This window comes from Polaromonas sp. P5_D5 (assembly GCF_054049435.1).
On record NZ_JBFUMJ010000004.1, the window covers coordinates 153,621 to 179,576 of the forward strand.

A 25,956-nucleotide genomic window follows, 5' to 3' on the forward strand; every position below is an offset into this window, starting at 1 on the left:
GACATGACGCGCGCCGGTACGGTGCCCTGCGCACAGGGCACGCCCACTGCCGGCCGCCAGCGCGTGATCGAGGTCAATGACCTCAGCGTGAGCTTTGCCAGCGAACAGCGCACCGTGCATGCGGTGCGGCGCCTCAGCTTTCACGTCGACGCCGGGGAAACGCTCGCCATCGTGGGTGAATCAGGCTCCGGCAAATCGGTGTCATCGCTAGCCCTCATGCGCCTGGTGGAGCAAGGCGGTGGCCGCCTGGGCAACGGCAGCATGTGGCTGACGCGCCGCAACGGCGAGCGCCTTGACCTGGCGCAGGCCTCGCAATCGCAGATGCGCAGCCTGCGCGGCGCCGACCTCGCCATGGTGTTCCAGGAGCCCATGACCTCGCTCAACCCGGTGTTCACGGTGGGCGAGCAGATCGCCGAATCGATACGCCTGCACCAGGGGCTTTCACGCAAGGCAGCGCTGGCCGAAGCGCTGCGCATGCTTGACCTGGTTCGCATTCCGGAAGCCAAAAACGTGCTGGGACGCCATCCGCACCAGCTGTCGGGCGGCATGCGCCAGCGCGTGGTGATTGCGATGGCGCTGGCCTGCAAGCCCACGCTGCTGATCGCCGACGAACCCACCACGGCGCTGGACGTGACCATCCAGGCGCAGATCCTCGCGCTGATCCAGCAGCTGCAGCGTGAGCTGGCGATGGCGGTGATCTTCATCACCCACGACATGGGCGTGGTGGCCGAAATTGCCGACCGCCTGCTCGTGATGTACCGCGGCGACAAGGTCGAAGAAGGCGACTGCGCCGGCCTCTTTGCCAGGCCGCAACAACCCTACACCCAGGCCCTGCTGGCAGCGGTGCCCCGGCTGGGCGCTATGCACGGGCAGGACCTGCCGGCGCGCTTTGCGGTGCCGGGTGCGCCGCAGCGCAAAGATGACGAAGGCGGCCAACCCTTCAGCGCCGCAAGCACCGTGCGCCATGACTTGCCGCCTGTCCTCAAGGTGCAGGACCTGGTCACGCGTTTTCCGCTGGCGGGCGGCCTGCTCGGGCGCGTGCGCCGGCAGGTATATGCAGTGGAGCAGCTCAGCTTCGAACTCAAGGCCGGTGAAACGCTGTCGCTGGTGGGCGAATCAGGTTGCGGAAAGTCCACCACGGGCCGCTCGCTGGCGCGGTTGCTGGAATTCAACAGCGGGCAGGTTGAGGTCGCGGGGCGCGACATCTCGGCGCTCAAGGGCCGGGCCCTGCAGGCGCTGCGCCGTGATATCCAGTTCGTGTTCCAGGACCCCTTTGCATCGCTTGACCCCCGGCTGACGGTCGGCTATTCGGTCATGGAACCCATGCTGATACACAAGCTCGCATCACCCCAGGAGGCGCAGGAACGCGTGCGCTGGCTGCTGGGCAAGGTGGGCTTGCCGGCCGAAGCGGCCCATCGCTATCCGCACGAATTCTCCGGCGGGCAACGCCAGCGCGTGGCGATTGCGCGGGCACTGGCGCTCAACCCCAAGGTGGTGATCGCCGACGAAGCGGTGTCGGCGCTGGACGTGTCGATCCGCGCGCAGATCATCAACCTGATGCTGGACCTGCAGCAGGAATTCGGCGTCGCCTTCCTGTTCATCTCGCACGACATGGCGGTGGTCGAGCGTATCAGCCACCGCGTGGCCGTGATGTACCTGGGCCAGATCGTGGAAATCGGCCCGCGCCGCGCCGTTTTCGAGAACCCGCAACACGCCTACACCCGGCGCCTGCTGGCCGCCGTGCCGGTTGCCGACCCGGCCCGCCGCAGCGCCGTGCGCGAACTCATGGCCGACGAGATTCCCAGCCCCATACGCGCCGTGGGCGACGCGCCGCAAGTGGCGCCGCTGCACCAGGTGGCGCCGGGGCATTTCGTGGCTCGGCATTCGGTGGGAGGCCCCTATTGACCCCACCCGTTGCACCGCCGCCTCTCCGTTTTGTCTTCTCGTCCCTCTTGCTTACCCCTCGTTTCCTTTCAAGGAGTTTTTCATGAACAAGCGTCTTTCCACCCTCACTGCCGCGCTGGCCGGTCTGATCGGCCTGGCAGGTCTTGCCGCCGCGCCGGCCCATGCCGCCAAAGACGTGGTCGTGGCCGTCCAGTCCAATTTCACGAGCACCGATCCGTATGACTCCAACGACACGCTGTCGCAGGCCGTGGCCAAATCTTTCTATCAGGGCCTCTACGGCTTCGACAAGGACATGAAGATGGTGCCGGTGCTGGCCGACAGCCACACGGTGAGCAAGGACGGGCTGGTCTACACCTTCAAGCTCAAGTCCGGCATCAAGTTTCATGACGGCACGCCTTTCAATGCAGAGGCCGTGAAAGTCACTTTCGAACGCGTGACCAATCCCGACAACAAGCTCAAACGCTACAACCTCTACAAGAACATTGCCAAGGTCGAGGCCGTGGACTCCACCACCGCGCGCTTTACCCTCAGGGAGCCGTTCTCGCCCTTCATCAATACGCTGGCCCACCCCTCAGGCGTGATCATTTCGCCCGCGGCATTGGCCAAGTACGGCAGCAAGGGCATTGCGCAGAACCCCGTGGGCACAGGCCCCTTCAAGTTCGTCGAATGGAAGGCCACCGACTACCTGAAAGTTGCCAAGTGGGAAGGCTACTGGAAAAAGGGCTACCCCAAGGTGGACAGCATCACCTGGCGCCCTGTGGTCGACAACAACACGCGTGCGGCCATGATGCAGACCAACGAAGCGCACTTCGCCTTCCCGATGCCGCCCGAAACGGTGGAAAGCCTGTCGAAGAAGCCGAGCCTGGAGGTGACGAGCGCGCCGTCCATCATCCATCGCTACCTCTCGATGAACACGCAGCAAAAGCCTTTCGACAACCCGAAGGTGCGTGAAGCCATCAACTACGCCATCAACAAGGAGGCGCTGGTCAAGGTGGTGTTCTCGGGCTATGCGATTCCCGCCGAAGGCGTGGTACCCCACGGTGTGGAATACGCCGCCAAGCTGGGCCCCTGGCCTTACAACCCGGCCAAGGCGCGCGAGCTGCTGAAGGAAGCCGGCTACCCCAACGGTTTCGAAAGCACCCTGTGGTCAGCCTACAACTACACCACCGCGCAGAAGGTGATCCAGTTCGTGCAGCAGCAGCTGGCCCAGGTCGGCGTCAAGGTACAGGTGCAGGCGCTGGAAGCCGGTCAGCGCGTGGAGCGCGTGGAGAGCGCGCAGGACCCCGCAACGGCTCCGGTGCGCATGTACTACGTGGGCTGGTCGTCATCCACCGGCGAAGCCGATTGGGCACTGCGCCCACTGCTGGCCTCCGAGTCCCTGCCGCCCAAGATGTTCAACACCGCCTACTACAAGAACCCTGAAGTAGACGCCGACATCGCCAGGGCGCTGGTCACCACCAGCGGCGCTGAAAAGGCGAAGCTGTACACCGACGCCCAGCAGCGCATCTGGAAAGACGCACCCTGGGCCTTCCTGGTGACGGAGAAACTGCTGTCAGTGCGTGCGCGCAACCTGGCCGGCTTTTATGTGATTCCGGACGGCAGCTTCAACTTCGACGACGTGGAACTGAAGTAACCCCGGCCGCAGCAACAGCAATCTGAAGAAACCCGCTCCTGCATGACCCTCTATCTCCTCAAGCGCCTGCTGGGCCTGCTGCCGACGCTGCTGATCGTGGCCGTGCTGGTGTTCCTGTTCGTGCACCTGCTGCCCGGCGACCCGGCACGCCTGGCCGCCGGACCCGATGCCGGCCCCGAAACCGTGGAGCTGGTAAGGCGCGACCTGGGGCTGGACCTGCCGATGCCGCAGCAGTTTGTGCGCTTTTTCAGCCACGCGCTGCAGGGTGACTTCGGTCTGTCCATCCGCACCAAGCGGCCCGTGGCCACCGAGATCTCCGAGCGTTTCGCACCCACCTTCTGGCTCACCATTGCGGCCATGAGCTGGTCGGTGCTGCTGGGGTTGGTGCTGGGCATGGTATCGGCCGTGTGGCGCAACCGCTGGCCCGACCGGCTGGGCATGTCGCTGGCGGTCTCGGGCATCTCGTTTCCGTCGTTCGCGCTGGGCATGTTGCTCATGCAACTCTTTTCGGTGCAGCTGGGCTGGCTGCCCACCGTCGGGGCCGACTCGTGGCGGCACTACATCCTGCCGTCCCTCACGCTGGGCGCGGGTGTGGCGGCCGTGATGGCGCGCTTCACGCGCAGTTCCTTCATCGACATCCTCAAGGAAGACTATGTGCGCACGGCACGCGCCAAGGGCCTGTCCGAAACCGTGGTGGTGGTCAAGCACGCGCTGCGCAATGCGCTGATCCCGGTGGTCACCATGATGGGCCTGCAGTTCGGTTTCCTGCTGGGCGGTTCCATCGTCGTCGAGGTCGTGTTCAACTGGCCCGGCATGGGCCGGCTGTTGGTGGACGCGGTAGAGATGCGGGACTACCCCGTGATCCAGGCGCTGGTGCTGTTGTTCTCGCTCGAATTCATCCTGATCAACCTGGTGGTGGACCTGCTCTACGCCATCATCAACCCGACCATCCGCTTCAAGTGACTACCACCGAACACCCACACGCTGCCATCGCAAGTGAACCTCTGCCTCCGGAAAGCGCACCTCTCGCCATGGAGCAACCCGGCGCAGAAACCGGCGTACCCATGGCCGCCCTTGCCGTGCGCACGCCTGCCTCCGAGTTCTGGCGGAAATTCAAGAACCAGCGCGTTGCCCTGGTGGCCGGCGGTTTCGTGCTGCTGCTGGTGCTGGTAGCCGTGTTCGCACCCTGGCTGACGCCTTTTGATGCGGAGAACTTCTTCGACTACGACGCGCTGAACACGCCGCCATCAGCCAAGCACTGGTTCGGCGTGGATGCGCTGGGGCGCGACATCTTCAGCCGCATCCTGATGGGCGCGCGCATCTCCCTGGCCGCGGGCCTGGTCTCGGTGGCCGTAGGCGCCGTGATCGGCACGCTGCTGGGCTTGCTGGCCGGTTACTACGAAGGCTGGTGGGACCGCATCGTCATGCGCATGTCCGACGTGCTGTTTGCCTTTCCCGGCATCTTGCTGGCCATCGGGATCGTCGCGATCCTGGGCAACGGCATGATCAACGTGATCATGGCTGTGGCTGTGTTCAGCGTGCCGGCGTTTGCGCGCCTGGTGCGCGGCAATGTGCTCTCGCTCAAGCACCAGACCTACATCGAGGCGGTGCGCTCCATAGGCGCGCCCGACTCGGTCATCATGCTGCGCCATCTGCTGCCGGGCACGGTGTCTTCGGTAGTGGTGTACCTCACCATGCGCATCGGCACCTCCATCATCACGGCGGCCAGCCTGTCTTTCCTGGGCCTGGGCGCGCAGCCGCCCACGCCGGAATGGGGCGCCATGCTCAATGAGGCGCGCGCCGACATGCTCAATGCGCCGCATATCGCGCTGTTTCCCAGCCTGGCCATTTTCCTGACCGTGCTGGCCTTCAACCTGCTGGGCGACGGCCTGCGCGATGCGCTGGACCCCAAACTTGACCGCCAGTAACCGGGGCAAGGCCGCGTCGTGACACCCCGCCATCTGCTGCCCCACATCGGCAGCCTGCCGCACGGGCAGCGCAACGCCATCACCGATGTAGCCGGCGTCACCGTGGGCCATTGCACGCTGGACGCGAACGAGGTGCAAACGGGTGTGACGGTGGTACGCCCCCATGCAGGCGACCTGTTCCGTGACCGGGTCCCGGCAGCGGCTGTCGTGCTCAACGGTTTCGGCAAGAGCGTGGGCCTGATGCAGGTCGAGGAGCTCGGCGTGCTGGAAACGCCGATTGCGCTCACCAATACCTTTTCGGCCGCCGCCGTGGCCACGGCGCAGATCCACCAGTGCGTTGCTGCCAACCCCGAAACGGGGCGCAGCCTGCCAACGGTCAACCCGCTGGTGTTTGAATGCAACGACGGCTTTCTCAACGACATCCAGCGCATGGCTGTCACCGGACAGCACTACCTGCAGGCCTGCGAACAGGCAGGTGTGGAGGTGGAGGAAGGTTCGGTCGGCGCCGGTCGCGGCATGTCGAGCTTCGGTCTCAAGGGCGGCATAGGCACGGCTTCGCGCCGCGTAGCGGCCCTTGGGGGCGGCGAGCACACCGTCGGCGCGCTGGTGCTGGCCAACTACGGCCAGCTGCCGCAACTGATTCTGGCGGGCCAGACCCTTGGCGCCCGGCTGGTGGCACATCGGGCGCAAGCGGCAGAGCCCGAAAAAGGCTCCATCATCCTGCTGATTGCTACCGACGCACCGCTTGACGCGCGCCAGCTGCGCCGGCTGGCGTTGCGCGCCGGCGCCGGGCTGGCCCGCACCGGCTCGGTGTTCGGCCACGGCAGCGGCGACATCGCCCTGGCTTTTTCCACTGCCTACACCGTGCCGCAGCAAACCGCCAGGCCCATGCCGGGCGTGGCGATGCTGCATGACGGCCTGATTGACCCGCTGTTTCAGGCCGTTGCCGACAGCACCGAGCAGGCCATCATCCATGCCCTGTGGCAGGCCCGCGCCGTGACCGGCCGCAACGGCCACCACCGGAGCGCGCTGGCCGACCTGCTGCCCGGCTGGCCCGCTTCATCCTCATTTTCATTTCCACCTTCAGCGGATCCCCCATGAAAGTCCTGATCTCCACCGACATCGAAGGCGTTGCCGGCGTTTTTCACCACGAACAGGTGCGCGCCGGCAACCCCGAGTACGAACGCGCCCGCCTGCTGATGACGCACGAGGCCAACGCCGCCATCGCCGGCGCCTTCGATGCAGGCGCCACCGAGGTGCTGGTCAACGATTCACACGGAAGTTTTCGCAACATGCCGCCCGACCTGCTGGACGCACGCGCCCAGGCCGTCATGGGCAAGCCGCGCTACCTGAGCATGATGGCCGGCGTCGAGGACGGCGTGAACGCCGTCTGCATGATCGGCTACCACTCGCGCGCGCAAGGCCGCGGCATTCTGGCGCACACCATCAACAGCTTTGCCTTTGCACGCGTGTACTTCAACGGCCTTGAACTGGGCGAAGCCGGAATTTACGGCGCGCTGGCCGGCGAGTACGGCGTGCCGGTGGTGATGGCCAGCGGCGACGATGTGTTCATCGAAGAACACCGCCCACTGTTTCCGCACGCCACCTTCGTGCAAACCAAGCGGGCAACCGGCCAGACCAGCGGCATCAGCCTTTCCCCGGCCCAGGCCTGCAGCGCCATCCGCGTTGGCGTTGCCACGGCCTTGGCGCAATACGGCTCAGCCCGCCCTTATGTGCTGAAAGGCCCTGTCGCTGTACGCATCCAGACCCAGTCGCCGGCGCTGGCGGACCTGTTTTGCCAGTGGCCGGCGCTGCAGCGGCTGGACGGGGATGAAGTCGGCTTTGACGCGCCCACGGTGGAGACCGCGGTGCGCATGGTCAACAGCCTGTCGGCCATGTCGAGCATGCTGCGCTAGGAAGCTGTTCGCGGCCCAAACGGGTTCTAAGGCACGCGCGGCGCGTGTTCCGCGCCCTGCCCCACGGCCCGCTCACTCATCCAGCGCAGCAGGTCCAGCCACATCTGGCGCATCTCGGCATCCAGCGGCGTGCGGGTGGAATTGGGCAGTTCGATGGTGACCACCGGCACGCCCTTGTGCACACCGCCATAGTTGCCCAGTGAGCCGGGAAAGATGCCCACCTGGTCAAGGTACAGGCGCCCCAGCCTGGAGGGCGGTACTGAGGGGCCGTCAAAGTCGAGCACGCCGTAAGGCGCATGAATGCTGACGATCAGGTTGGGTTTGAAGCTTTGCATCTGCTCATGCAAAAACCGCGACTCGGGCTCGGACAGCGGCTTGGGCCCAGGCCAGCGGCGCGGGTCCTTGCCGGTGCGCTTTTCCCAGTAAACCTTCGCGTCGCGCTCCCAATTGGGGGTGGGAAAGTTGCGGTTCAAATCCACACCATGTGCGTTGGTACGGCGAGGCGGCCTGGAAAGCACGCCGTCCGGATTGAGGACAGGAACGAATCGCCAGTGGATCGCCTGGGGCGAGTCCAGCGGCGGCTGGGAAGCCAGCCTGATCCAGTGCAGCGCCACGGCCCCTGAGGACAACTCGTCGCCGTGAATCGCACCGACGACCAGCACACGCAAGCCGGGCTGCTCGGGCTTGACGTCACGCACCCAGAGCACCCGGCCGTCAACCGAACGCGTCCCCGAAGCTTGCAGTTCTGCCGCCTCACACAGCTCACGCTTCACATTCGGGAGTTTGGAAGAGTAATCGGCGCAAGGTGAATCTGCACGAGCGCCAGCAGCTATTAAATAGATAGCAAAAAAACAGGCTGCAGAACGAAAAAATGGCATGGCACCCAGTTTAACTGCCGGGCCGCCAGTCCCTCGCAAGATGCGGCCTAAACCCTGACGCGGGTACGCCTGTACCGCTTCGGTTAAATTACCCTTCTATGCTGACCCCTGCCATCCCCCGCAAAGCGAGCAGCCCCAGCTTCTCCCAGCGGGAGTTCCGGGCTTCGCTGGCCATGTTTGCCACCGGGGTCACCATCGTCACCGCACGGACGCCGCAAGGCGCCTTGGTCGGGCTGACCGCCAACTCCTTCAACTCGGTATCGCTGCAGCCGCCCCTGGTGCTCTGGAGCCTGGCGCAGGCGGCCGGATCGATGGCCGCGCTCAGCACCGGATCACACTACGCCATCAGCATCCTCGCGGCTGACCAGAAAGAGCTGGCCGAGCGCTTTGCCAGCCGGCGCGAAGACCGCTGGAAAGGCGTGCTGTTTACGGAGGGTGTCGGCGGCGCGCCGTTGCTGACAGGCGCAGCCGCCACTTTCGAGTGCTTCAACCGCAGCCGGTACGAAGAAGGGGACCACGTGATCTTCGTGGGCGAAGTGGAGCGCTGCACCCACCGCGCGGGAGCCGCGCCGTTGCTGTTTCACGGCGGCAAGTTTTATACCGAGCATCCGCTGTAAACCGCACCTGCGCAGGCCGTGTTCAGCCCAGCCGGCCCAGCCGCACGGTCGTCACACCGGGCCGCAACTGCCGCACCGACGGCATGACCAGCACACAGTCGTCGTAGGGTGTCACCACCGGTTCGCCCGCATCATGCGCAATCGGCGTGCCGGCATGGCGTATGGTTTCGCCGCCGCAAAAGTCCTGCACAAAGGCAAAGTCCATTGATCGCGCAACCACGCGATGCGTCACCGTCACGGGCGGCGGCGGCGGCGCATCGGGCAGCAACCAGCCAGGCGGCACATCGCCGCGGTCAATCACACCCGCACACACCAGAAACCGCATGAGCACGTTGCGCGCCGCCTGCAGCGACGCCAGTTCCCAGTGCTGGCCGGCCTCCAGCAGCAGGGCAATGCGGTCGCCGTTTTCGTCGCCAAGCGGGCCGTAGTCCCGCATACGGACACCATCGGCGTGACCGGCATCAACGACCACCTGGCCCGAGGTACCCAGGCTTTGCGCAAAAGCAATATTGCGCGGCAGCATGCCCGTCACCAGCAAAGCGCCACCGGGCTCATGCATGGAATGCAGATCCAGCAGATGGGTGGCCCGGTCCACAAACGGCCGGATTTCGCGCGCGCGCAGCAGCTCGGTACTGCGCCGGGGGCCATCCAGAAGATCAGCGGACCACACGCGGTTGAAATCCTCGTCAACAAAACGGGAGGCGTCGGGCTTACGGGTGTCAAACCGCATGAAGGCCTCGGTGTTGCAGAACACGGCGGTGATGCGCCCCCGCCGCGGTTGCAGCCCGCTGAGAAGGAACGCGTCCAGCGCCCAGGCGCCCGAATATTCGTTGCCATGCACCAGCGCCGTCACCAGCACTTCCGGGCCGGCTTCGGTTGAAGTGCGCTCCTGCACATGCGCCACCCCTGTGGAAGAGGCCGCCCAGAATGACAACCCGGGCGGCTGAAGCTGCACCGCATGGGCTTTCCTGATCACTTCGCCAGACTTCGCTTGATCGCTTCCTGATCGTTTCATGTGTCAGTACCGCCAGAAGATTTTCTGCAACTCTTTGGTGTCCCTTGTCTTCGTCAAGGCCAAGGCCAGAAGAATTCGGGCCTTCTGGGGATTCTGGTCGTCAACAACGAGCCAGTCATTGACGTCATCCTTCACCGAATTGTTCCGAATCACTACACCGCTGCCGGTGCGGGTTGCCCGAACGACAAACACCCCCTTGGCGCGAATCTCGTTAAGCGGGCCAGCTATGTACTCAGGAACGCTTCCCGCGCCGACACCCGCATGAATGATGCCCTTGGCCCCGGATGCGACCAACGCGTCGTATGCCGCACGGTTCATGTTCTGATAGCCATAAGCAATGTCGACCTGCGGCAGAGTCTGTATCTTGTCAATGTCGAATTCACTCTGCACCGTATGAGGGCGAATCAGCGCACGGTAGAACCTGGCCTGACCTTCGATCACGAGACCGAGCGGACCGTAGGGAGATTTAAAGGTGTCAACCCGGGTGGCATTGGTTTTAGTGACATCGCGAGCGCTGTGAATCTCGTCATTCATGACCACCAAAGTCCCTTTTCCCACCGCTTCTTTACTCCCGGCGACCGCCACCGCGTTGTAGAGGTTAAGCGGCCCATCTGCGCTGAGCGCCGTGCCGGGCCGCATGGACCCGAGCATCACGACCGGCTTGCTGCTTTTGACGGTGAGGTTGAGAAAGTACGAGGTCTCTTCCAGGGTATCGGTGCCATGGGTGATCACGATGCCATCAACCTCGTCCGACCGAAGGAGTTCAGACACCCGCCGGGCCAGTTGGAGCAGGCGGTCGTTGGTGAGGTTGTGTGAGCCGACCTGAAAGATCTGCTCGCCCTTGACGTTGGCAATAGTCTGGATTTCCGGCACGGCGGCCATGATCTTGTCGACAGCAACCACAGCGGCCTGATAGGCGCCGATGTTGGTGCTCGATGCTCCGACGCCGGCAATCGTGCCGCCGGTGGCGATGAGCACCACGTTAGGTTTCTTCACTTCCTGGGCCAGCGCCGAAGCCGAAACAGCAAGCGGCAATAGCAGACCGCAGGCGAGCCCGCGCAACATTGATATGACAGATAAGTGCATGACAATTCCCTCCGTGTCGGGCTAAAAATATTGCTCGGCGTGCAGAGCCCCGCCAGTGCTCCGGAGGGGCCTGGCCAGCACGCTTCGCGATTAACAAATACAGATCATGGCGAGCCAGGGTCTTCTGTGGGCCTGCCGCCGTTGTCCCGGCCCGGCCCCCGCGGCTTCAGCTTCAACGGCACCGCATGGGTTTGGGTGAATTCCCGCTTACGACTTACGAGGTAGCGCCGGTCGCCACTGCCTTGTTGACCACGTTGCGCACGCGCTGGGTTTCAGCCCGGATAAAGGCCGTGAGCGCCTGTGGCGTGCCGCCGTCATTGGAGATGCCGGCTTTTTGGAGCTTTTGCCAAACGGCTTCTTCGCGCAGGATTTCGTTGAGCTCCTTGTTCAGGCGCGCCACCATGGGCGCCGGCAGCTTGGCGGGCCCGAAGAGGCCGAACCAGACGTTCATGTCGTAACCCTTGAGCTTGGGGTTCTCGCCGAGTGCAGGGATTTGTGGTGCAGCCCGCGAACGCGTCGGCGTGGTGACGCCCAAGGGGATCATCTTGCCGGACTCGATGTGTGGCAGCGCGGAGGAAAGCACAGAGACACTGAACTCGATATTGCCGCCCAGCAAGTCCTGCAGCTGCTGTCCTGCGCCGCGATACGGCACATGGCGGAAGGTGGTGCCAGCCATCAGGTTGATCAGCTCTCCCGACACATGCAGCGGCGTGCCTATGCCCGAAGAGGCAAAGCTCAGCTGGTTGCGTTCGCGTTTGGATTTGGCAATCGCTTCCTCCATGGTTTTGACGCCGGTCTTGGTGTTGGTCACAAAGACCATGGGCGTGACGCCTATCAGCCCGACCGGGCTCAAGTCGGTTTCACCGTTGTACTTGACCGCAGCGTTGAACAGTTTGGCAATCGAGATTTCGCTGCCCGAACCCAGCAGCAGCGTATAGCCGTCGGGCGCGGCACTGACCACTTTTTGGGCGCCTATGGTTCCACCGGCGCCGCCGATATTCTCGATCACCACGGGTGTGCCCAGGCGCTTGGCCAGCGGTTCGGCGATGATGCGCGCCACCAGGTCCACGCTTCCGCCGGCAGGGTAGCCCACCACCAGCGAAATGGGCTTGCCGGCAGGCCAGGCCTGGCCCCAGGCAGCCGGCAAACCCAACAGCCCTGCGGCGGCAAGGCAAAGTGTGCGGCTCACGCCGCGGCGATTGAGGGTAAACATTCCTGGCATGGCGCGCTCCTTGTTGATGGCGCCAGTCTAGGAGCCGCCCCTGCGCGGCCCATGCGTATCACGCATGGGCGCATGCGACCTGGATTCAGGAAGCAGCCGGCGTGCTGGCGGACCAGATGCGCTGCACCAATTCATTGCGCGGGCTGCGCGGCCGGTACAGGCGGATCTCAAACCGGACCGTCACGCCCTTGCCGTCCGCCTCGACCAGCCTTCCGCTGCGCAGGTCGCCTTCGACCAGTCCGCGCGGCAGCCAGGCCAGTCCCACGCCCTGCAAGGCCTGCTCATGCAGCGACTCGGCGAAGTCAGACTCGATCACGGTGTGCAGATGCAGCTCGCGCGCGCTGCGGCTGAGCCCGTCCTGAAGGATCTGGCCAAGCGCGAGCGTAGGCGCATAACCCAGTACCGGCACCGGCCTGCGGGCCGTACCGGGCAGGGCATGCTGCGGCTGGCCATCGGCGCGCGGTGCGCTGACGGCCACCAGTTCGTCGGTGCCCAGCGCGAGTCCTTCGAACGTCTGTTCGTCCAGCAACAGCGGCAGCCGCGGATGCGTGAACGACAGCAGGAAATCAGCAGCCCCCTGCTCCAGGGCCGTGGCGCCTTCATGGATGGAGCCTGTGAGAATGCGCAAGCGAAACTCCCCGGCCCCGCGCTTGGCGCGTGCGAGCCAGTCAGGTACGGCGCTGCGTGAGAGCGTGCGGCCTGTTGCCAACGTGACCCAGTCCAGCCCGCCCCGTGCATGGCGGATGCGGGAGCGCGCATCGTTAAGGCCCGCCGCTGCGCGGCGCGCCACCGGCAGCAGCTCTTCCCCGGCGGCCGTCAGGGCCAGAGGCATCACCGCGCGATTGATCAGGTCGGCGCCCACCCACAACTCCAGCGCGCGGATACGGCGCGAAAACTGCGGCTGCGTCACATGGCGAAGCTCTGCCGCTCTAGAAAAACTGCGTTCTCGCGCCAGTGCAATGAAATCTTCCAGCCATTTATGGTCCACAGCAGCACCTTGTCCAGGGATTTAATGCAATGGTATTCCTTGTTACCCCGGCCAGCGAGCTGCCAGGGGTCGGGCTACCATCAAGGCATGACGAAAGCCCGCAAAGCCAATCTCGATCTCCTCGCCATGTCCCTCCTGCTGGGCTGCTGCCTGTTCTGGGGCCTGCAGCAGGTCTTGATCAAGGCCACGATCAGCGAAATACCGCCGATGTTCCAGGCCTCGCTGCGGCTGGTTGGCGCCACGGCGTTGCTCTGGCTCTGGTGCCTGTGGCGCAAGATCCCGCTCTTCAGCCGCGACGATTCGCTGAAGGCCGGCCTGCTGGCGGGCGCGCTGTTCGGCGCAGAGTTCGCCTGCATTTATGTAGGCTTGCAATACACCAGCGCTTCCCGCCTCACGGTGTTTCTGTACACCTCGCCTTTCTGGGTCGCTCTGCTGGTACCGCTGTGGGTGCAGTCCGAACGCCTGCGCGGCGTGCAATGGCTGGGCCTGTTGTGCGCCTTCGCCGCCGTGGTGTTCGCGCTGCGTGAAGGTTTCACCGGTGATCATGCGTCGACGGCGCGGGGCGATCTGCTGGCACTGGCCGCCGGCATGCTGTGGGGCCTGACCACGGTGGTGATACGTGCCACCAAACTGGTCAGCATCTCCGCTGAAAAACTCCTGTTCTACCAACTGGCCGTTAGCGCCGCAGTGTTCCCGGCCCTGTCGCTCTACCTGGGCGAGCAATGGTCGTGGCATTTCAGCCCGTTTGCCATTACTTCCCTGCTGCTGCAGACCGTCATAGGCGCATTCGCCAGCTACCTGGCCTGGATGTGGATGCTGGGGCGCTACCCGGCAACCAAGATTTCGGTGTTCGTGTTTTTCACGCCGCTGTTCGCGCTGCTGTTCGGCGCGCTGTGGCTGAAAGAAAATATCACCACCGGCCTGCTGGTGGCGCTGGCCACGGTCGCGGCGGGCATTGTGCTGGTCAATCGCAAGCCGGCAGGCGCATAATTTTTCAGCATGACGCCTCATAAACGAATCCCCGGCCATCGCTTCCTCCATTCACCTGGCCCCACGCGGGTGCCTGACGAGGTCATGGATGCGATGCGGCGCCAGCCCATGGACCTGGCCGACCCGCGGCTTGATCGTGTGATCCAGGCCTGCGAGACCGGGCTCAAGGCGCTGCTGCAAACCACCGCGGCCGACGTCTTCCTGTATGCCTGCAACGGCCACGGCGCCTGGGAGGCCGTGATCGCCAACCTGCTGGCGCCCGGGCAGCAGGTGCTGATCGCCGGAACGGGGCACTTCTCCGAATCCTGGGCCATACAGGCCGAGGCCATGGGCGCAGCAGTCATCCGCACGCCCTGGCGCGAGGGTTACCCGATTGACGTGCCGGCCATAGAAGCCGCGCTGCGCGCCGACACTGCGCATGCCATCGTGGCGGTGTTTGTGGTTCATACCGACACTGCGAGCGGCATGACCAGTGACCCGGGCAAAGTCCGGCGGGTGCTGGAAGCCACGGCCCACCCCGCGCTACTGGTGGTAGATGTGGTCGCGTCGCTGGGCGCGTCGCCCTTTGCCATGGATGCGCTGGGCGCCAACGTCGTGCTGGGCGCCTCGCAAAAAGGCTTGATGGTGCCGCCCGGTCTGGCCTTTGTGGCTGCGGATGCCGCAGCGATGAAGGTAGCCGCTGCCAATCCCTCGCCGCGCTTTTACTGGGACTGGGCGCGGCGGCAAAACCCGCTCAGCTACCGCAAGTTCTGCGGCACGCCGCCGCAAAGCCTGCTGTTCGGCCTGGAGGCTGCACTGGGGCTGATCTTTCATGAGGGCGTCGAAGAGGTCATCGCCCGCCACCAGCTGATCGCCAATGCGGTGCACGCCGCTGTCGATGCCTGGAGTGAAGGCGGTGCTCTGGGCCTTTTTGTGCGCGAGCCTGCGGCGCGCTCGGTCTCCGTCACGACGGTGTCTGTCACTGCGGGCATTGATCCCGAAGCCTTGCGCACTGTTGCGCGCGAACGGTTTCAGGTGGCGATTGCAGGCGGTTTGGGCCCGCTGGCAGGAAGAACCTTTCGCATCGGCCACCTGGGTGACATGAACCCGGCCATGATCCTGGGTTGCCTGGCCGGCCTGGAAGCGGCCATGCAGGTGCAGGGCATTCCCATCGGCGGCGGCGTGCAGCATGCCGTTGCAGCCTTGGCAGGTAAACGCTAGTACCTACTGCGAGGCAGTGATGCCGCCGTCGAGGTAAAGCACCTGCCCGGTCACAAAGCGGGATGCGGGCGCCGCAAAAAAAACGGCCGCACCCGCCACGTCCTGCGGGTCGGCCACGCGACCCAGCGGAATGCGTTCCAGCACCTGCTTGCGCGTCTCAGGATTTTCGAGCCAGTGGCGCGCCATCTCCGTCTGCACCACCGTAGGTGCGATGCCGTTGACAGTGATGCCGTAGGGCGCCAGTTCACTCGCATGCTGGCGAATCAGCATGACCAGGCCGCCCTTGCTGCTGCTGTAGGCCGAATAACCACGGCCGCGCAAACCGAGCTGCGCGCGCACCGACAGCAGATGCACCTGAGCGCCGCCCCTGCAGCCTTCAATCTGTTTTTTTGCCGCAGCCTGCGCAAGAAACATGGCGGCCTTGAGGTTGACCTGCAGCACCTCGTCAAAGGCTTCTTCCGTCACCTCCAGCAAGACCTGCTCACGCTGCATGCCGACACAGTTCATCAAGATGTCGAGGGCGCCCCATTGCGCCGCCACCGCATCAACGGAAGCCTGCATCTGCGGCACCGAATGCGCGTCCATGGCCAGACCCATGGCCTCGTGCCCTGCCGCACGCAACGCGGAGGCAACGGCCTCGGCCTTGGCTTCGTCGCGCCCCGAAACTGCCACCCGTGCGCCGGCCATCGCCAGGCCCCAGGCAACGGCCTCGCCAATACCACCATAGCCGCCGGGCACGTAAGCGGTTTTGCCGCGCAGGTCAAAAAGGCCTGAAAGCGCAGTGTTGAAATCAATCCGGGGTGTGATGCTCATGGATGGCGAAATTGTGGGCGCAAAGCCGGCTAGCGGCGAAAGGGCTTTCCCTCAGTCCATCAATAGCCCGCCGTTCAGGTCGATGATCTCGCCCGTGATAAAGCCCGACAGCGGCGAGGCCAGGAAGCGCACCACGTGGGCGAACTCCTCGGGCTCGCAGAAGCGGCCGACCGGGATGTCCTTGAGCAGCTTCTGGCGTTGCTCTTCATTGAGCTGTTCGGTGATCATGGGCGTTTTAACGTAAGCGGGCGCGACGGCATTGGCCGTGACGCCAAAGGGCGCGAGTTCGCGCGCCAGTGAAAAGGTCAGCGAACTCATCGCGCCCTTGGACACCGAATAGGCCGTGCCTGCTGTCAATCCACCTGTCTTGGCCGCCAGGGAGCTGGTGTTGATGATGCGGCCGAAGCGCCGCGCCTTCATTGCCGGCACCACCTGCTGCGCAAGGTAAAACGCGCCGTCGAGGTTGGCGCCCATCACGCGCCGCCATTCACCCGCTTCGGTGGCCTCGATCTTGTTGTTGGACAGGATGCCCGCGTTGTTGACCAGGATGTCGACTGGCCCGAAGGCCTTGACTATGAGCGCATGGCCGTCGCTCACGGCGGCCGCATCGCTGATGTCAAACGAGAACGGCAGGACACGCGAGCCCAACTCATGTGCGAGCGCACGGTTGCGTTCATGGCTGACATCCACCATCGCGACCTTGCAGCCGTCTTCGAGCAAGGCCTTGACAACGGCCAGGCCCATAGTCCCTGCCGCGCCGGTGACCAGCGCGACTTTGTCTTGAAGCGGTTTCATTACTTAACTTTCCATAGCGAACCAAAGAATGACTAAACCAGTAACAGCGCGGAACTGGCTTTGCCAGGCCGCAGCTGTTGCCCCCTGCAAGGGGGGATCCGGCTACACGAAGTGAGCCGAGACGGGGATGTACCAAATGTCAAGCGTCCAGGACGCTCTTCTTGCCAAACAATCCACGTGAGCGGAATGTCACGACGGCAATGAACAAGAGGTACATGGACATCAACGACCATTCGGACGCATACGAACCCGTGAGCCCGACGACCATGCCGACCATCAGCCCGGCGATCACTGCACCCCAGAGCGAACCGACGCCGCCCAGCACAATGATCAGGAATGCCGGCACCACTGCGTCTACGCCCACATGCGGGCGAATACCCCAGATCGGCGCCATGACCACGCCGGCGATGGCGGCCAACGCCACGCCCAGACCAAACACAAACAGGCGCAGGCGCGACAGGTTGATGCCCAGCGCGCGCACCATTTCGCTGTCATGCGCGCCGGCCTTGATGATGGCGCCGTACGGTGTTTTCTGCAAAAACACCCACAGCAGCACAATCATGAGGATGGCGAATCCGCTGGCGAAGAAGCGATACTTTGAATAAACCAGGTCGCCCATCAGGAAGGCGCCGGAGATGACCTCGGGCAGCATCAACTGCTTTTCCGAGGAGCCCCACACCAGGCGTATGGTTTCCTCAATGACCAGCGCCGCACCGAAGGTCAGCAGCAGGCCATAGAGCGGGTCACGGCCATAAGTGCGCCGCATGCACAGCTCCAGCAACATGCCGAAAATACCCACCAGGATGGGCGCAAGAATGAGTGCCACCAGGTAACGCGTTCCCAGCGGCAAACTCATGTACCAGGCCTGCAGATTCGGAAACATGCCCAGCTGCGGTGCGATCAGGAAAAGCGCGAAGTACATGCCCAGCGCAAACAGCGAACCGTGCGCCAGGTTGATGGTTTCCATCACCCCCACGATGAGCATGAAGCCCAGCGCGATGAGCGCGAACAACAAGCCCAGCGAGATGCCGTTGACGAGGTGCGGAATAAGCTGAAGCAAGAAGTCCATTGCGGTCTTTGGAGCTTGAAGTAAATCAGACTTCGTAGCTAGGTGTCGCGTCGTAGCTCTCAAGCTTGCAGGCGCCGCCGGCATCCTTGTCCGCCACATCCTTGGGATCGGCCTGTGTGAGGATCTTGAAGATGTCGTCCTTCTCGGCGGGCTGGTCGTTGTAGGTCGCCATGTAAATCGTCTGCTGGCACTGGTGGGTGACGGGATCCATCCACGCGTCGTAGTGCTGCAGGCGGTCGGCCGCGCTCATCTTGCGACCTTCGAGTTTTTTGATCACGGCAATGTTGTTGGTGGTGCCGGCCTCTTCCACGCAACGCAGAAGTTCGCGCGTGGCCATATAGCCGTTGTGATACACATTGCCCGGCACGCGAATCGCCATGCCAGGGAACTGCTTCTGGTAGGCCGCCACAAACTCTTTGACGCCCGGCAGGCCCAGGCGCCAGTACCAGGTGGTGCCAAAGACGCCGAAGATGGCTTCAGGGCCCAGACCGTAGACATCTGGCCAGTCCTGCTGGTTGTTGATCCACGCCATGGACTGGTTCATCTTGAGCTGCACAACTTGCTGGCGCAGCGCCTTGATGTCGTCACCGCCCACCGCCGTGGCCACCACATTGGGCTTGAGCTGTTGCAGCTTGAGCAGGTAGGACGAGAAGTCGCGGGTGTTTTGCGGCACCAGCAGCTCCTCAACGATGCGCCCGCCGTTGGCTTCCACGATCGCGCGTGTCGCCTTGGAGGTGGTGTGGCCCCACACATAGTCGTTGGTCAGCAGCACCCAGTTCTTGCCGCTGGCCTTGATGGCGTTCTTGACGATCGCGTTGGAAAAGTTGGTGCCGTTGCCGTCCCAGACGAACTTGGTGCGGTGGCAGTCCTTGCCGGCCTCGGTCGGGCTGCTGGAGTTGGTGTTAAAAAATACCGTGCCGTATTTTTGCGCAACCTGCGAGATGGCATTGGAGACGCCTGAGTGCACTGCACCGATCAGGAAGGAGGCCTCATTGCGCGTGATCATGCGTTCGGCCACGCGCGAGCCGGTGGCCGGCGTCGTTTCCGTGTCGATATGGATGGCCTCAATGCGTCGGCCCAGCACACCGCCCTTGTCGTTAAATTCCTTGATGGCCATCATGGCGCCCAGGCGCTCTTCGGCGCCCGAGGCTGCGTACAGGCCCGAAGCGTCCATGGTCAGGCCAATGGTCAGCGGTTTCTTCTGGCCGGTCTGCGCCCAGGCGTGGTTGTGCTTCCACGGCCCCATGAAGGGCGCCGCGCCGTACAGGCCCGCGCCCACCAGCGCCAGGCTTGAGTGCTTGAGCAGCGCGCGGCGCGAGGTGGCCTTGCTGTCGGATTGGGATTCAGGTGTTGCGTGGTTGTTCTTGATGTCGCTCATGGTTTTGTCTCCTGCGTGTAAATGGGTCAAACGGGTTGGCTTAACGGGGAACGATCTTGACGTCGTTGAGTTTTTCCTGTGCTTCGAAAAGGGAGGCGATCAGCTTGTCGCCGAAACCGGCGTTGCTGGCCTGGATCAGGCTTTGGTGCGTGGCCTCACCCATGAAGCTGGTGACGGGCAGCATCTCGGCCAGATGGGTGTAGTAGCGCAAATCTTTTTGCGCATTGGCGATGCCGAATTTGAAGCCGGTGACGTCGCCTTCCTTGAGTGTTTTCGTTGCCATCATCTGGAAGATGCCGCAATTCACGCCGCCGGCCGAGATCACGTCATAGAGGCGGTTGAGGTCCAGCCCGCTTTTGGCCGCCACCGCAAAGGCCTCGGCAATCGAGGCCGCAAAGCTCATGGCCATCATGTTGTTGACCAGCTTGAGCACGTGGCCGTGGCCGGGCGGGCCGACGTGGAAGATGTTTTCGCAAAAAGCCTTGAGCACGGGCTCCAGCGTTGCGAAGTCTTCGGGCTCCGCGCCCACCATGGTGTTGAGCCGGCCTTCCTCGGCTTCCTTGGGCGTGCGAGCCAGTGGCGCATCGACCAGCTTGATGCCTTTGGCCGCGAGGTCGTTGCGGATACGGGTGCTGGAGGCAGGCTCGGCCGTGGAGGTGTCAACCACGATGAGGTCTTTGCGGCCGCTGTCCAGCAGGCCATCCTTGCCGTAAACGATGTCTTCGACCTGGGGCGAACCCGTCACGCAGATGAAAACGATGTCGCTGGCCTGTGCGCATTCGGCATTGGTCCTGGCCTCTTTCGCGCCGGCGGCAATCAGGTCGGCCAGGTTGTCCCTGTTGCGGTTGACCTTGAAGGTGAGGGCGAAGCCCTTGGCCAGCAGATTCTTGGCCATGCCGTGGCCCATCATGCCGATGCCGATGAATCCGATTTTGGGTATTGTCATGTTTGTCTCCGTTTTCTTTCCCGTTGTAGCTTGTCTGTTCTGTCTGTTGCGTTTGGCGGCTTAGTTCACGGCCTCAGTGGCGGCGGCCGAAACAGTGGCCCCTGCGCCCGCCCTCGCCTGGTCCCACAGCGAGATCAGCCGCGCATAGCGCTCGGCAATGGCCTTGACCACCGCCGCGTCGTCCATGGCGCCTGAGAACCAGCCAGTTGCGGCATCGGCAAAGATCGAGCGCCCCACGGCAAAGCCGCGGCAGATGGCGTGCGGCGCTGCGATTCGAAAGCTCTGATCCAGTTTTTCCTCGCTGGCCTCCAGGCCCAGCACCAGCACACCGCGGCAATGCGGGTCGTGCTGCGCCACCACGGCCGCGATCTTTTCCCAGGCAGCCGCACTATCGGCTGGCGGCAGCTTCCACCAGTCGGGGAAGATGCCGGCCTGGTAGATTTGTTCGAGCGCCATCGGTACGGTGTCGCCATCCGCGGGCATGTCCTTGGGTGGGATCACCTCGATGAGGAACTCGTGAAAGCTGTCCACGCTGGCTCGCTGCAGGTCGGCCAATTTGGCCAGCTGGGTGTCGCGCAAGGCCGGCTTGTCATGCGGGTGGTAATACACCAGGCATTTGGCGACGTGCTCGCCGGGCCAGGTTCGCATGACCGCGCCCAGGCCGGCGCCGGCTTCGAACTGCAGCGGTCGTGAACCCGGCAGCTCGACCGGCCTTGCGACCCACCAGCCTTTGCCGGTCACCGTTGGAAGTACCTCTTCACCAAAACGTCCGTCAACGATCACACCGACGCCACCGCGCTGGCCGGCTCCGAGCCGCGCACCTTCGGCGATCAGGGATTTGAAAAGGGGGATGCGTTCGCCAGGCGCGCCATGGCGTGCCGCCACCTCTTCCAGCTGCATGCGGTGGTCGAACGCCAGGATGACCAGTTCTTCCCAGCGGCGCGTGCGCGTGCTGACACGGTGCAGGTGTTCGAGCTTCGCGTCTTCGCGCAGGCGCCGAGTGGCCGAGCCATGCACTAAAAAAAACTGCAGCTCTTCCCAGCTCGCCATGGCTGGCGCACAGCCATGGCGCGACACCACCAGAGCGCCGCAGGCGTTGGCATAGGCGCAGCAGCGCGTGAGCGGCTCCCCCGGGATCCAGCCGCGCAGAAACCCCGACATGAACGCATCGCCGGCGCCCAATACGTTGTAGACGTCCACCGGAAAGCCGGGGCCTTGCAAACCTTTTTCCAGTGAATCGGGAATCGCGCCATCGAACACCACGCAGCCCATGGGCCCGCGTTTGACCACCAGCGTGGCCTGCGTCAACTCGCGCAAGCGGCGCAGGGCTGCGAGCGTGTCGGTGCTGCCCCCCGCGATATGAACTTCTTCTTCAGTACCGACCACCAGATCGCAGTGACCGACGACGGTTTGCAGATGCGCGCTGACTTCGCCCGAAGGCACAAAGCGCTGCTCGCCCATGCCGGGGCTGGTCAGGCCCCACAGCACGGGGCGGTAATCAATATCGAGCACCACGCGCGTGCCCGCGGCTTTGGCCATCATCATGGCACGCTTGCAGCTTTCATAGGTGAGCGGCTGCGACAGGTGCGTGCCCGAAATCAGGAGTGCCTTGGCCGAAGCAATGAAGGCCGCATCGAAGTCGTCCGGACTGATCGCCATGTCGGCGCAGTTGTCGCGGTAGAACACCAGCGGAAAAGTGTCGCGGTCCTGGATTCCCAGAAACACCAGTGCCGTCAGGCGCTTGGGATCGGTGGCGACATGGCTCACGTCCACGCCTTCGGCCGCCAGGGTTTCGCGCACAAAACGGCCGTTGTGCTCGTCACCCACACGGGTCAGCATGGCGGGCTTCAGACCCAGGCGCGCCACGCCCACCGCGGTGTTGGCCGGCGAGCCACCCAAATATTTGGTGAAGCTCTGCATGTCTTCAAGACGGCCGCCGATTTGCTCGCCATACAGGTCCACTGCGGCGCGGCCGACACAGATCAGATCCAGCGGGCGGCTCATACGGCCCCCTTGCGAGTTGGCTTGGCTGCGGCCTTGCTGTTCCTGGTTTTGGCTTTTGCTGCGCCCTGCTCAGCCAGTTGATGACCGGTGCTGACCACCAGTGCCTGTGCCAGGCACAGCGGTGCGACCAGCGAGCGGAACGGCTTGGAGGAATCGTCGGCCAGCTCCAGGCAAACCTTGGCATGCGCCTTGAGCGGCGAGAGCGGGCCGTCGGTAATGGCAATTACCAGCGCTCCCAGTTTGGCAGCCTCTGCTGCAGCCGCGATGACTTCGGGCGAATAGTTGCGAAAGCTGGCGGCGATCAACACATCGCCGGGCGCAATGGAGCGCAGGCTTTCGCGCAGCATGCCGCCCGTTCCGTCGAGCAGGTGGGTGCGCAGTTCGAGCTGGCTCAGCGCATAAGCGAGGTAGCCCGCCACCGGGAAAGCGCGGCGCTGGGCCAGCACATGGATGCGCGGCGCCGAGGCCATGAGCTTGACGGCCGCTTTCAGGTCGGCCTGGGCGATGCTTTCCTCGAGGTGGCCGAGTTCGGCCACCGATTCGCCCACCAACTGGTGCAGTACACCGGCCGGTGCTCGCTCGCCGTTGAGCTGCTTGCGGCGCATCTGGTCTATGCGTTCGCGGTAGCTGTCGGAACGCTCCAGCAGGTGGCCGCGGAACACCTGCTGCATTTCGGAAAAACCGCCGTAACCCAGCGCGTTGGCGAAGCGGATCATGGCCGAAGGCTGCACTTCGGTGGCCTCGGCCACCGTCGCCACCGTGCCCAGCGCCAGGTCGTTGGGCTGCTCGAGCGCGAAGCGCGCGATGCGCTGCAGCTGCTTGGACATGTCCGGATAAGTCCGGCCAATCAGCGCCTTGAGTTCTTCGTAAGTCGTTGCAGAGTCCATATGTCGTTGCCGCCTCGGGAATGCGATGGACGGGTCGGGCCTGCGTCGCATCAAATTAGAATAAATATTCTTGCTTATTTAAATAATAGAACGTATATTCTGTTGTGTCCAGCCCTTTTTTCAGCACTTATTTTTCAAGCTCCACTCATTCACCCAGAAAAACCGAAGAGACAAGGTCCCCATGCAACTCGCTTCCGGCCGCGCGCCGCTGATCCCTCTGCCGATGCTCGCCACATTGCTGGTGCTGCTGTCCACGCCGCTGTGGGTGGGCCGCGTCGGGCTGTACCAATACCTGGCCCTGGAAATCATGATCTGGGTGTTGTTTGCGATGGGCTACAACCTGCTCCTGGGTTTCACCGGCCTGCCCTCCTTCGGGCACGGTGCATTCTTTGGCACGGGCGCCTACGCCTTCGGCCTGCTGCAACTCAAGGTCTGGCCCAACCTGTGGTTCGACCTGGCCGGCGCGGTGCTGGTCACAGCGGCGCTCGGCGCGCTGGTGGCGCTGTTCATCTCGCACAGGCGCGGCATTTATTACGCATTGCTCACCATCGCATTCGGGCAGGTGTTCTGGTTCATCGCCAACAAATGGCATACCGTCACTGGCGGTGAAGACGGGCTGCTGAACATCAAGCGCCTGCCGGCCGATTTTGGTTTTGTGTCTTTCAATCTCTCCGGCAACAACGCCCTCTTCTTCTTTTGCCTCGTGCTGTTCGGGTTGGTGCTGCTGGCGCTGTGGCGGCTGATCCATTCGCCATTGGGTCGCATCTTCAGTGCCATCAAGCAGAACGAGACCCGCGCCGCCTTTGTGGGCTACAACGTGTGGCTTTACAAGTGGCTGGCCTTCACGATCTCCACCGCGGTGGCGGGCCTGGCCGGTGCGCTGTTCGCCATGGCGCAGCAGTCGGCCTACCCCAACGTCATGAGCCTGCACAACTCGGGATTCGTCGTGATGATGGTGCTGATAGGCGGCGGCCTCGTAAGCTTTTGGGGCCCCATCATCGGCGCCACTTTCTTTATTCTGGCGCGTGACCTGTTGGGCGCCTACACCGAGACCTGGCTGCTCTGGTATGGCCTCGTCTTCATGGCGATGGTGCTGTTCAAGCCCGAAGGCATTGCCGGCGCGTGGCAGGCCTGGAAGGCACGGCCGCGGCGCACTGTGGTGGCCAAACCCGTGACAACCCCCGCCGGAGGTGCACTGTGAAGCTCTTCGAGGCCAGCGGCCTGTCCAAACGCTTTGGTGCCCAGGTGGTGCTGCAAGACATCACCCTCAGCTTCAGGGAAGGTGAGCTCAATGGCATCATGGGCCCCAACGGCGCGGGCAAAACCACCTGCTTCAATGTGCTGACCGGCCGCTACAAGCCCGACCGCGGCCGTGTGACCTTTGCCGGCGAGGACATCACCGGCCTCTCGCCGCGGGAGATTGCCCGCAAGGGCGTGTCGCGTTCCTTCCAGATCATGAACCTCTTCGACAGCTACACCGCGCTCGACAACGTGCTGGTGGCCACGCCGCATGTGCGCAGGCAGGGCTTCAACCCCTGGCGCGATCTGGGCGCCGACAGCACGGCGCAACAACTGGCCGCGGCCATCCTCGAGCGCGTCGGCCTCAAGGGCAAGGAGCACGTGCTGGCCAGCAGCCTGTCTTACGGCGAGCGCCGCGCGCTGGAGATCGGTGTGGCACTCGCAGCCGAGCCACGCATGCTCTTCCTCGACGAACCCACCGCCGGCCTGGGCGCCGAAGGCACGGCGCGCCTGATGGAGCTGGTGAAAGAACTCAAGCGTCAGCTCACGATTGTGATCATCGAACACGACATGAATTTCCTTTTCAAGCTCGCCGACCAGATCTCCGTCATCCACTGGGGCCAGGTCATCAGCCAGGGCACACCTGACCAGTTGCGTGAAAACGAATGGGTGCGCCGGTCCAACCTGGGGGCGCTGGCATGAGCGCGGTCCTGAAGTCCGTCATCAAAACCGTGTCGCCGCAGGCCGACATGCTGGCGGTGAACCGCATAGACACCTACTACGGCGAAACGCAGGTGCTGTTCGACGTGTCGCTGAAAGTCGGCGCCGGCGAAGTGGTGGCACTGCTGGGCCCCAACGGCGCAGGCAAGACCACGCTGCTTCGCTCCGTGCTCGGCCTCACGCCGCCACGCAAGGGCAGCATTGCCTTCGACGCGTGCGACATCACCCGTATGCCCACGCACGAGATCGCCAAGGCCGGCATGGGCTGGGTGCCGGATGACCGCCGCATCTTCCCGACGCTGACGGTAGCGCGCAATCTGGCTATCGCCCGCAAGACCACGCGCTTTCGCCCCTGGCAGGAGAAGGAGTGTTTTGAAATCTTCAGCGCGCTCGAATACCTGATGCACCGCGAGTGCGAAAACCTCTCGGGCGGCGAAATGCAGATGGTCGCAATCTCGCGCGCGCTGCTGGGCTCGCCCGGCCTGGTGCTCTTCGACGAACCCAGCCAGGGCCTGGCGCCCAAGGTGGTGCAGGACGTGATGAAAACCATCAGCCGGCTCAAGGCCGAGGGCATTGCGGTGCTGGTGGTCGAGCAAAACGTGCAGAGCGCGCTGCAGGTGGCCGACCGCGCCTATGTGATGAACCAGGGCGTGATCGTCCACGAGGGCCCTGCGGCCGATCTGCGCAACGATGCCGCCTTGTGTCGGCAACTTTTGGGAGTCTGACC

24 protein-coding genes are annotated in these 25,956 nt (G+C 63.8%); 12 read left to right on the top strand and 12 right to left on the bottom strand.

What is annotated here, in order from left to right; translation table 11 throughout:
* Window positions 1–3: 3 nt before the first annotated feature.
* The 6 genes from ACXJKE_RS17100 (at window position 4) to ACXJKE_RS17125 (ending at window position 7,382) form a co-directional block, all read left to right on the top strand.
* The gene (locus tag ACXJKE_RS17100) at window positions 4–1,905 is read left to right on the top strand and encodes a dipeptide ABC transporter ATP-binding protein (protein ID WP_457282081.1); all 1,902 of its coding nucleotides are present in this window, start codon (window positions 4–6) and stop codon (window positions 1,903–1,905) included.
* 82 nt (window positions 1,906–1,987) lie between these two features.
* Window positions 1,988–3,538: a glutathione ABC transporter substrate-binding protein GsiB gene (gsiB, locus tag ACXJKE_RS17105; RefSeq protein ID WP_457281793.1), complete on the top strand. Its 1,551-nt coding sequence runs from the start codon at window positions 1,988–1,990 to the stop codon at window positions 3,536–3,538.
* A 42-nt stretch (window positions 3,539–3,580) separates the two neighbouring features.
* On the top strand, window positions 3,581–4,501 hold the full coding sequence (gsiC, locus tag ACXJKE_RS17110; protein WP_457281794.1) for a glutathione ABC transporter permease GsiC: 921 nt from the start codon (window positions 3,581–3,583) through the stop codon (window positions 4,499–4,501).
* A gap of 68 nt (window positions 4,502–4,569) precedes the next feature.
* The gene (gene gsiD, locus ACXJKE_RS17115) at window positions 4,570–5,466 is read left to right on the top strand and encodes a glutathione ABC transporter permease GsiD (RefSeq protein WP_457282082.1); all 897 of its coding nucleotides are present in this window, start codon (window positions 4,570–4,572) and stop codon (window positions 5,464–5,466) included.
* A gap of 18 nt (window positions 5,467–5,484) precedes the next feature.
* Window positions 5,485–6,567, top strand: a complete 1,083-nt coding sequence (locus ACXJKE_RS17120; protein WP_457281795.1) for a DmpA family aminopeptidase — start codon at window positions 5,485–5,487, stop codon at window positions 6,565–6,567.
* Entirely contained in the window at window positions 6,564–7,382 is an 819-nt protein-coding gene (locus ACXJKE_RS17125) for a M55 family metallopeptidase (protein ID WP_457281796.1), read from the top strand. Before ACXJKE_RS17120 ends, ACXJKE_RS17125 begins: the two co-directional genes overlap by 4 nt.
* 26 nt (window positions 7,383–7,408) lie before the next feature.
* Here the strand turns inward: ACXJKE_RS17125 and ACXJKE_RS17130 are convergent, their stop codons facing one another.
* On the bottom strand, window positions 7,409–8,155 hold the full coding sequence (locus tag ACXJKE_RS17130; RefSeq protein ID WP_457281797.1) for a M14 family zinc carboxypeptidase: 747 nt from the start codon (window positions 8,153–8,155) through the stop codon (window positions 7,409–7,411).
* 203 nt (window positions 8,156–8,358) lie between these two features.
* Between ACXJKE_RS17130 and ACXJKE_RS17135 the strand changes: the two genes are divergently transcribed.
* Entirely contained in the window at window positions 8,359–8,877 is a 519-nt protein-coding gene (locus ACXJKE_RS17135) for a flavin reductase family protein (RefSeq protein WP_457281798.1), read from the top strand.
* Between the two features lie 22 nt (window positions 8,878–8,899).
* On the opposite strand, the gene ACXJKE_RS17140 is transcribed toward ACXJKE_RS17135, so the two are convergent.
* The 4 genes from ACXJKE_RS17140 to ACXJKE_RS17155 form a co-directional block, all read right to left on the bottom strand.
* Complete coding sequence (locus ACXJKE_RS17140; RefSeq protein ID WP_457281799.1) at window positions 8,900–9,892, bottom strand: succinylglutamate desuccinylase; 993 nt, start codon at window positions 9,890–9,892, stop codon at window positions 8,900–8,902.
* A gap of 3 nt (window positions 9,893–9,895) precedes the next feature.
* Complete coding sequence (locus tag ACXJKE_RS17145) at window positions 9,896–10,978, bottom strand: asparaginase (protein WP_457281800.1); 1,083 nt, start codon at window positions 10,976–10,978, stop codon at window positions 9,896–9,898.
* Between the two features lie 214 nt (window positions 10,979–11,192).
* The gene (locus ACXJKE_RS17150) at window positions 11,193–12,200 is read right to left on the bottom strand and encodes a Bug family tripartite tricarboxylate transporter substrate binding protein (protein WP_457281801.1); all 1,008 of its coding nucleotides are present in this window, start codon (window positions 12,198–12,200) and stop codon (window positions 11,193–11,195) included.
* A gap of 85 nt (window positions 12,201–12,285) precedes the next feature.
* The gene (locus ACXJKE_RS17155; RefSeq protein WP_457281802.1) at window positions 12,286–13,188 is read right to left on the bottom strand and encodes a LysR substrate-binding domain-containing protein; all 903 of its coding nucleotides are present in this window, start codon (window positions 13,186–13,188) and stop codon (window positions 12,286–12,288) included.
* Between the two features lie 87 nt (window positions 13,189–13,275).
* Between ACXJKE_RS17155 and ACXJKE_RS17160 the strand changes: the two genes are divergently transcribed.
* Together ACXJKE_RS17160 and ACXJKE_RS17165 are read left to right on the top strand one after the other, a co-directional pair.
* Complete coding sequence (locus tag ACXJKE_RS17160) at window positions 13,276–14,178, top strand: DMT family transporter (protein ID WP_457281803.1); 903 nt, start codon at window positions 13,276–13,278, stop codon at window positions 14,176–14,178.
* Window positions 14,179–14,187: 9 nt separating this feature from the next.
* On the top strand, window positions 14,188–15,378 hold the full coding sequence (locus ACXJKE_RS17165) for a pyridoxal-phosphate-dependent aminotransferase family protein (protein ID WP_457281804.1): 1,191 nt from the start codon (window positions 14,188–14,190) through the stop codon (window positions 15,376–15,378).
* 3 nt (window positions 15,379–15,381) lie between these two features.
* Here the strand turns inward: ACXJKE_RS17165 and ACXJKE_RS17170 are convergent, their stop codons facing one another.
* From ACXJKE_RS17170 to ACXJKE_RS17200, 7 genes are all read right to left on the bottom strand, one after another.
* Entirely contained in the window at window positions 15,382–16,191 is an 810-nt protein-coding gene (locus ACXJKE_RS17170) for an SDR family NAD(P)-dependent oxidoreductase (RefSeq protein WP_457281805.1), read from the bottom strand.
* Between the two features lie 51 nt (window positions 16,192–16,242).
* A complete protein-coding gene (locus tag ACXJKE_RS17175) occupies window positions 16,243–16,986 on the bottom strand; it encodes an SDR family NAD(P)-dependent oxidoreductase (RefSeq protein ID WP_457281806.1) in 744 nt (247 codons plus the stop codon).
* Window positions 16,987–17,125: 139 nt separating this feature from the next.
* The gene (locus ACXJKE_RS17180) at window positions 17,126–18,055 is read right to left on the bottom strand and encodes a branched-chain amino acid ABC transporter permease (protein WP_457281807.1); all 930 of its coding nucleotides are present in this window, start codon (window positions 18,053–18,055) and stop codon (window positions 17,126–17,128) included.
* Between the two features lie 25 nt (window positions 18,056–18,080).
* The gene (locus ACXJKE_RS17185; protein WP_457281808.1) at window positions 18,081–19,433 is read right to left on the bottom strand and encodes an ABC transporter substrate-binding protein; all 1,353 of its coding nucleotides are present in this window, start codon (window positions 19,431–19,433) and stop codon (window positions 18,081–18,083) included.
* A gap of 40 nt (window positions 19,434–19,473) precedes the next feature.
* Window positions 19,474–20,379, bottom strand: a complete 906-nt coding sequence (locus ACXJKE_RS17190) for an NAD(P)-dependent oxidoreductase (RefSeq protein WP_457281809.1) — start codon at window positions 20,377–20,379, stop codon at window positions 19,474–19,476.
* Between the two features lie 60 nt (window positions 20,380–20,439).
* Window positions 20,440–22,383, bottom strand: coding sequence for a bifunctional 5-dehydro-2-deoxygluconokinase/5-dehydro-2-deoxyphosphogluconate aldolase (locus ACXJKE_RS17195; protein WP_457281810.1), 1,944 nt, complete (start codon window positions 22,381–22,383; stop codon window positions 20,440–20,442).
* Window positions 22,380–23,270, bottom strand: a complete 891-nt coding sequence (locus ACXJKE_RS17200; protein ID WP_457281811.1) for a MurR/RpiR family transcriptional regulator — start codon at window positions 23,268–23,270, stop codon at window positions 22,380–22,382. Before ACXJKE_RS17200 ends, ACXJKE_RS17195 begins: the two co-directional genes overlap by 4 nt.
* A 181-nt stretch (window positions 23,271–23,451) precedes the next feature.
* Here ACXJKE_RS17200 and ACXJKE_RS17205 point away from each other — a divergent pair, with 181 nt between their 5' ends.
* From ACXJKE_RS17205 to ACXJKE_RS17215, 3 genes are read left to right on the top strand one after another with little or no spacing between them, the layout of a single operon-like run.
* Window positions 23,452–24,471 (top strand): branched-chain amino acid ABC transporter permease, encoded by a 1,020-nt coding sequence (locus ACXJKE_RS17205; RefSeq protein ID WP_457281812.1) that lies wholly within the window; start codon window positions 23,452–23,454, stop codon window positions 24,469–24,471.
* On the top strand, window positions 24,468–25,211 hold the full coding sequence (locus tag ACXJKE_RS17210) for an ABC transporter ATP-binding protein (protein ID WP_457281813.1): 744 nt from the start codon (window positions 24,468–24,470) through the stop codon (window positions 25,209–25,211). The genes ACXJKE_RS17205 and ACXJKE_RS17210 overlap by 4 nt, the downstream gene beginning before the upstream one ends.
* The gene (locus ACXJKE_RS17215; RefSeq protein WP_457281814.1) at window positions 25,208–25,954 is read left to right on the top strand and encodes an ABC transporter ATP-binding protein; all 747 of its coding nucleotides are present in this window, start codon (window positions 25,208–25,210) and stop codon (window positions 25,952–25,954) included. Before ACXJKE_RS17210 ends, ACXJKE_RS17215 begins: the two co-directional genes overlap by 4 nt.
* Window positions 25,955–25,956 lie beyond the last annotated feature (2 nt).

What these genes read in the sequence shown, in the direction of transcription:
- ACXJKE_RS17200 (WP_457281811.1), bottom strand. Translation starts at nt 23,270, where the DNA reads ATGGACTCTGCAACGACTTACGAAGAACTCAAGGCGCTGATTGGCCGG.
- ACXJKE_RS17190 (WP_457281809.1), bottom strand. Translation starts at nt 20,379, where the DNA reads ATGACAATACCCAAAATCGGATTCATCGGCATCGGCATGATGGGCCAC.
- ACXJKE_RS17180 (WP_457281807.1), bottom strand. Translation starts at nt 18,055, where the DNA reads ATGGACTTCTTGCTTCAGCTTATTCCGCACCTCGTCAACGGCATCTCG.
- ACXJKE_RS17185 (WP_457281808.1), bottom strand. Translation starts at nt 19,433, where the DNA reads ATGAGCGACATCAAGAACAACCACGCAACACCTGAATCCCAATCCGAC.
- ACXJKE_RS17145 (WP_457281800.1), bottom strand. Translation starts at nt 10,978, where the DNA reads ATGCACTTATCTGTCATATCAATGTTGCGCGGGCTCGCCTGCGGTCTG.
- gsiB (WP_457281793.1), top strand. Translation starts at nt 1,988, where the DNA reads ATGAACAAGCGTCTTTCCACCCTCACTGCCGCGCTGGCCGGTCTGATC.
- ACXJKE_RS17150 (WP_457281801.1), bottom strand. Translation starts at nt 12,200, where the DNA reads ATGCCAGGAATGTTTACCCTCAATCGCCGCGGCGTGAGCCGCACACTT.
- ACXJKE_RS17195 (WP_457281810.1), bottom strand. Translation starts at nt 22,383, where the DNA reads ATGAGCCGCCCGCTGGATCTGATCTGTGTCGGCCGCGCCGCAGTGGAC.
- ACXJKE_RS17160 (WP_457281803.1), top strand. Translation starts at nt 13,276, where the DNA reads ATGACGAAAGCCCGCAAAGCCAATCTCGATCTCCTCGCCATGTCCCTC.
- gsiC (WP_457281794.1), top strand. Translation starts at nt 3,581, where the DNA reads ATGACCCTCTATCTCCTCAAGCGCCTGCTGGGCCTGCTGCCGACGCTG.
- ACXJKE_RS17170 (WP_457281805.1), bottom strand. Translation starts at nt 16,191, where the DNA reads ATGAGCATCACACCCCGGATTGATTTCAACACTGCGCTTTCAGGCCTT.
- ACXJKE_RS17140 (WP_457281799.1), bottom strand. Translation starts at nt 9,892, where the DNA reads ATGAAACGATCAGGAAGCGATCAAGCGAAGTCTGGCGAAGTGATCAGG.
- ACXJKE_RS17125 (WP_457281796.1), top strand. Translation starts at nt 6,564, where the DNA reads ATGAAAGTCCTGATCTCCACCGACATCGAAGGCGTTGCCGGCGTTTTT.
- ACXJKE_RS17135 (WP_457281798.1), top strand. Translation starts at nt 8,359, where the DNA reads ATGCTGACCCCTGCCATCCCCCGCAAAGCGAGCAGCCCCAGCTTCTCC.
- ACXJKE_RS17100 (WP_457282081.1), top strand. Translation starts at nt 4, where the DNA reads ATGACGCGCGCCGGTACGGTGCCCTGCGCACAGGGCACGCCCACTGCC.
- ACXJKE_RS17165 (WP_457281804.1), top strand. Translation starts at nt 14,188, where the DNA reads ATGACGCCTCATAAACGAATCCCCGGCCATCGCTTCCTCCATTCACCT.
- ACXJKE_RS17175 (WP_457281806.1), bottom strand. Translation starts at nt 16,986, where the DNA reads ATGAAACCGCTTCAAGACAAAGTCGCGCTGGTCACCGGCGCGGCAGGG.
- gsiD (WP_457282082.1), top strand. Translation starts at nt 4,570, where the DNA reads ATGGAGCAACCCGGCGCAGAAACCGGCGTACCCATGGCCGCCCTTGCC.
- ACXJKE_RS17215 (WP_457281814.1), top strand. Translation starts at nt 25,208, where the DNA reads ATGAGCGCGGTCCTGAAGTCCGTCATCAAAACCGTGTCGCCGCAGGCC.
- ACXJKE_RS17205 (WP_457281812.1), top strand. Translation starts at nt 23,452, where the DNA reads ATGCAACTCGCTTCCGGCCGCGCGCCGCTGATCCCTCTGCCGATGCTC.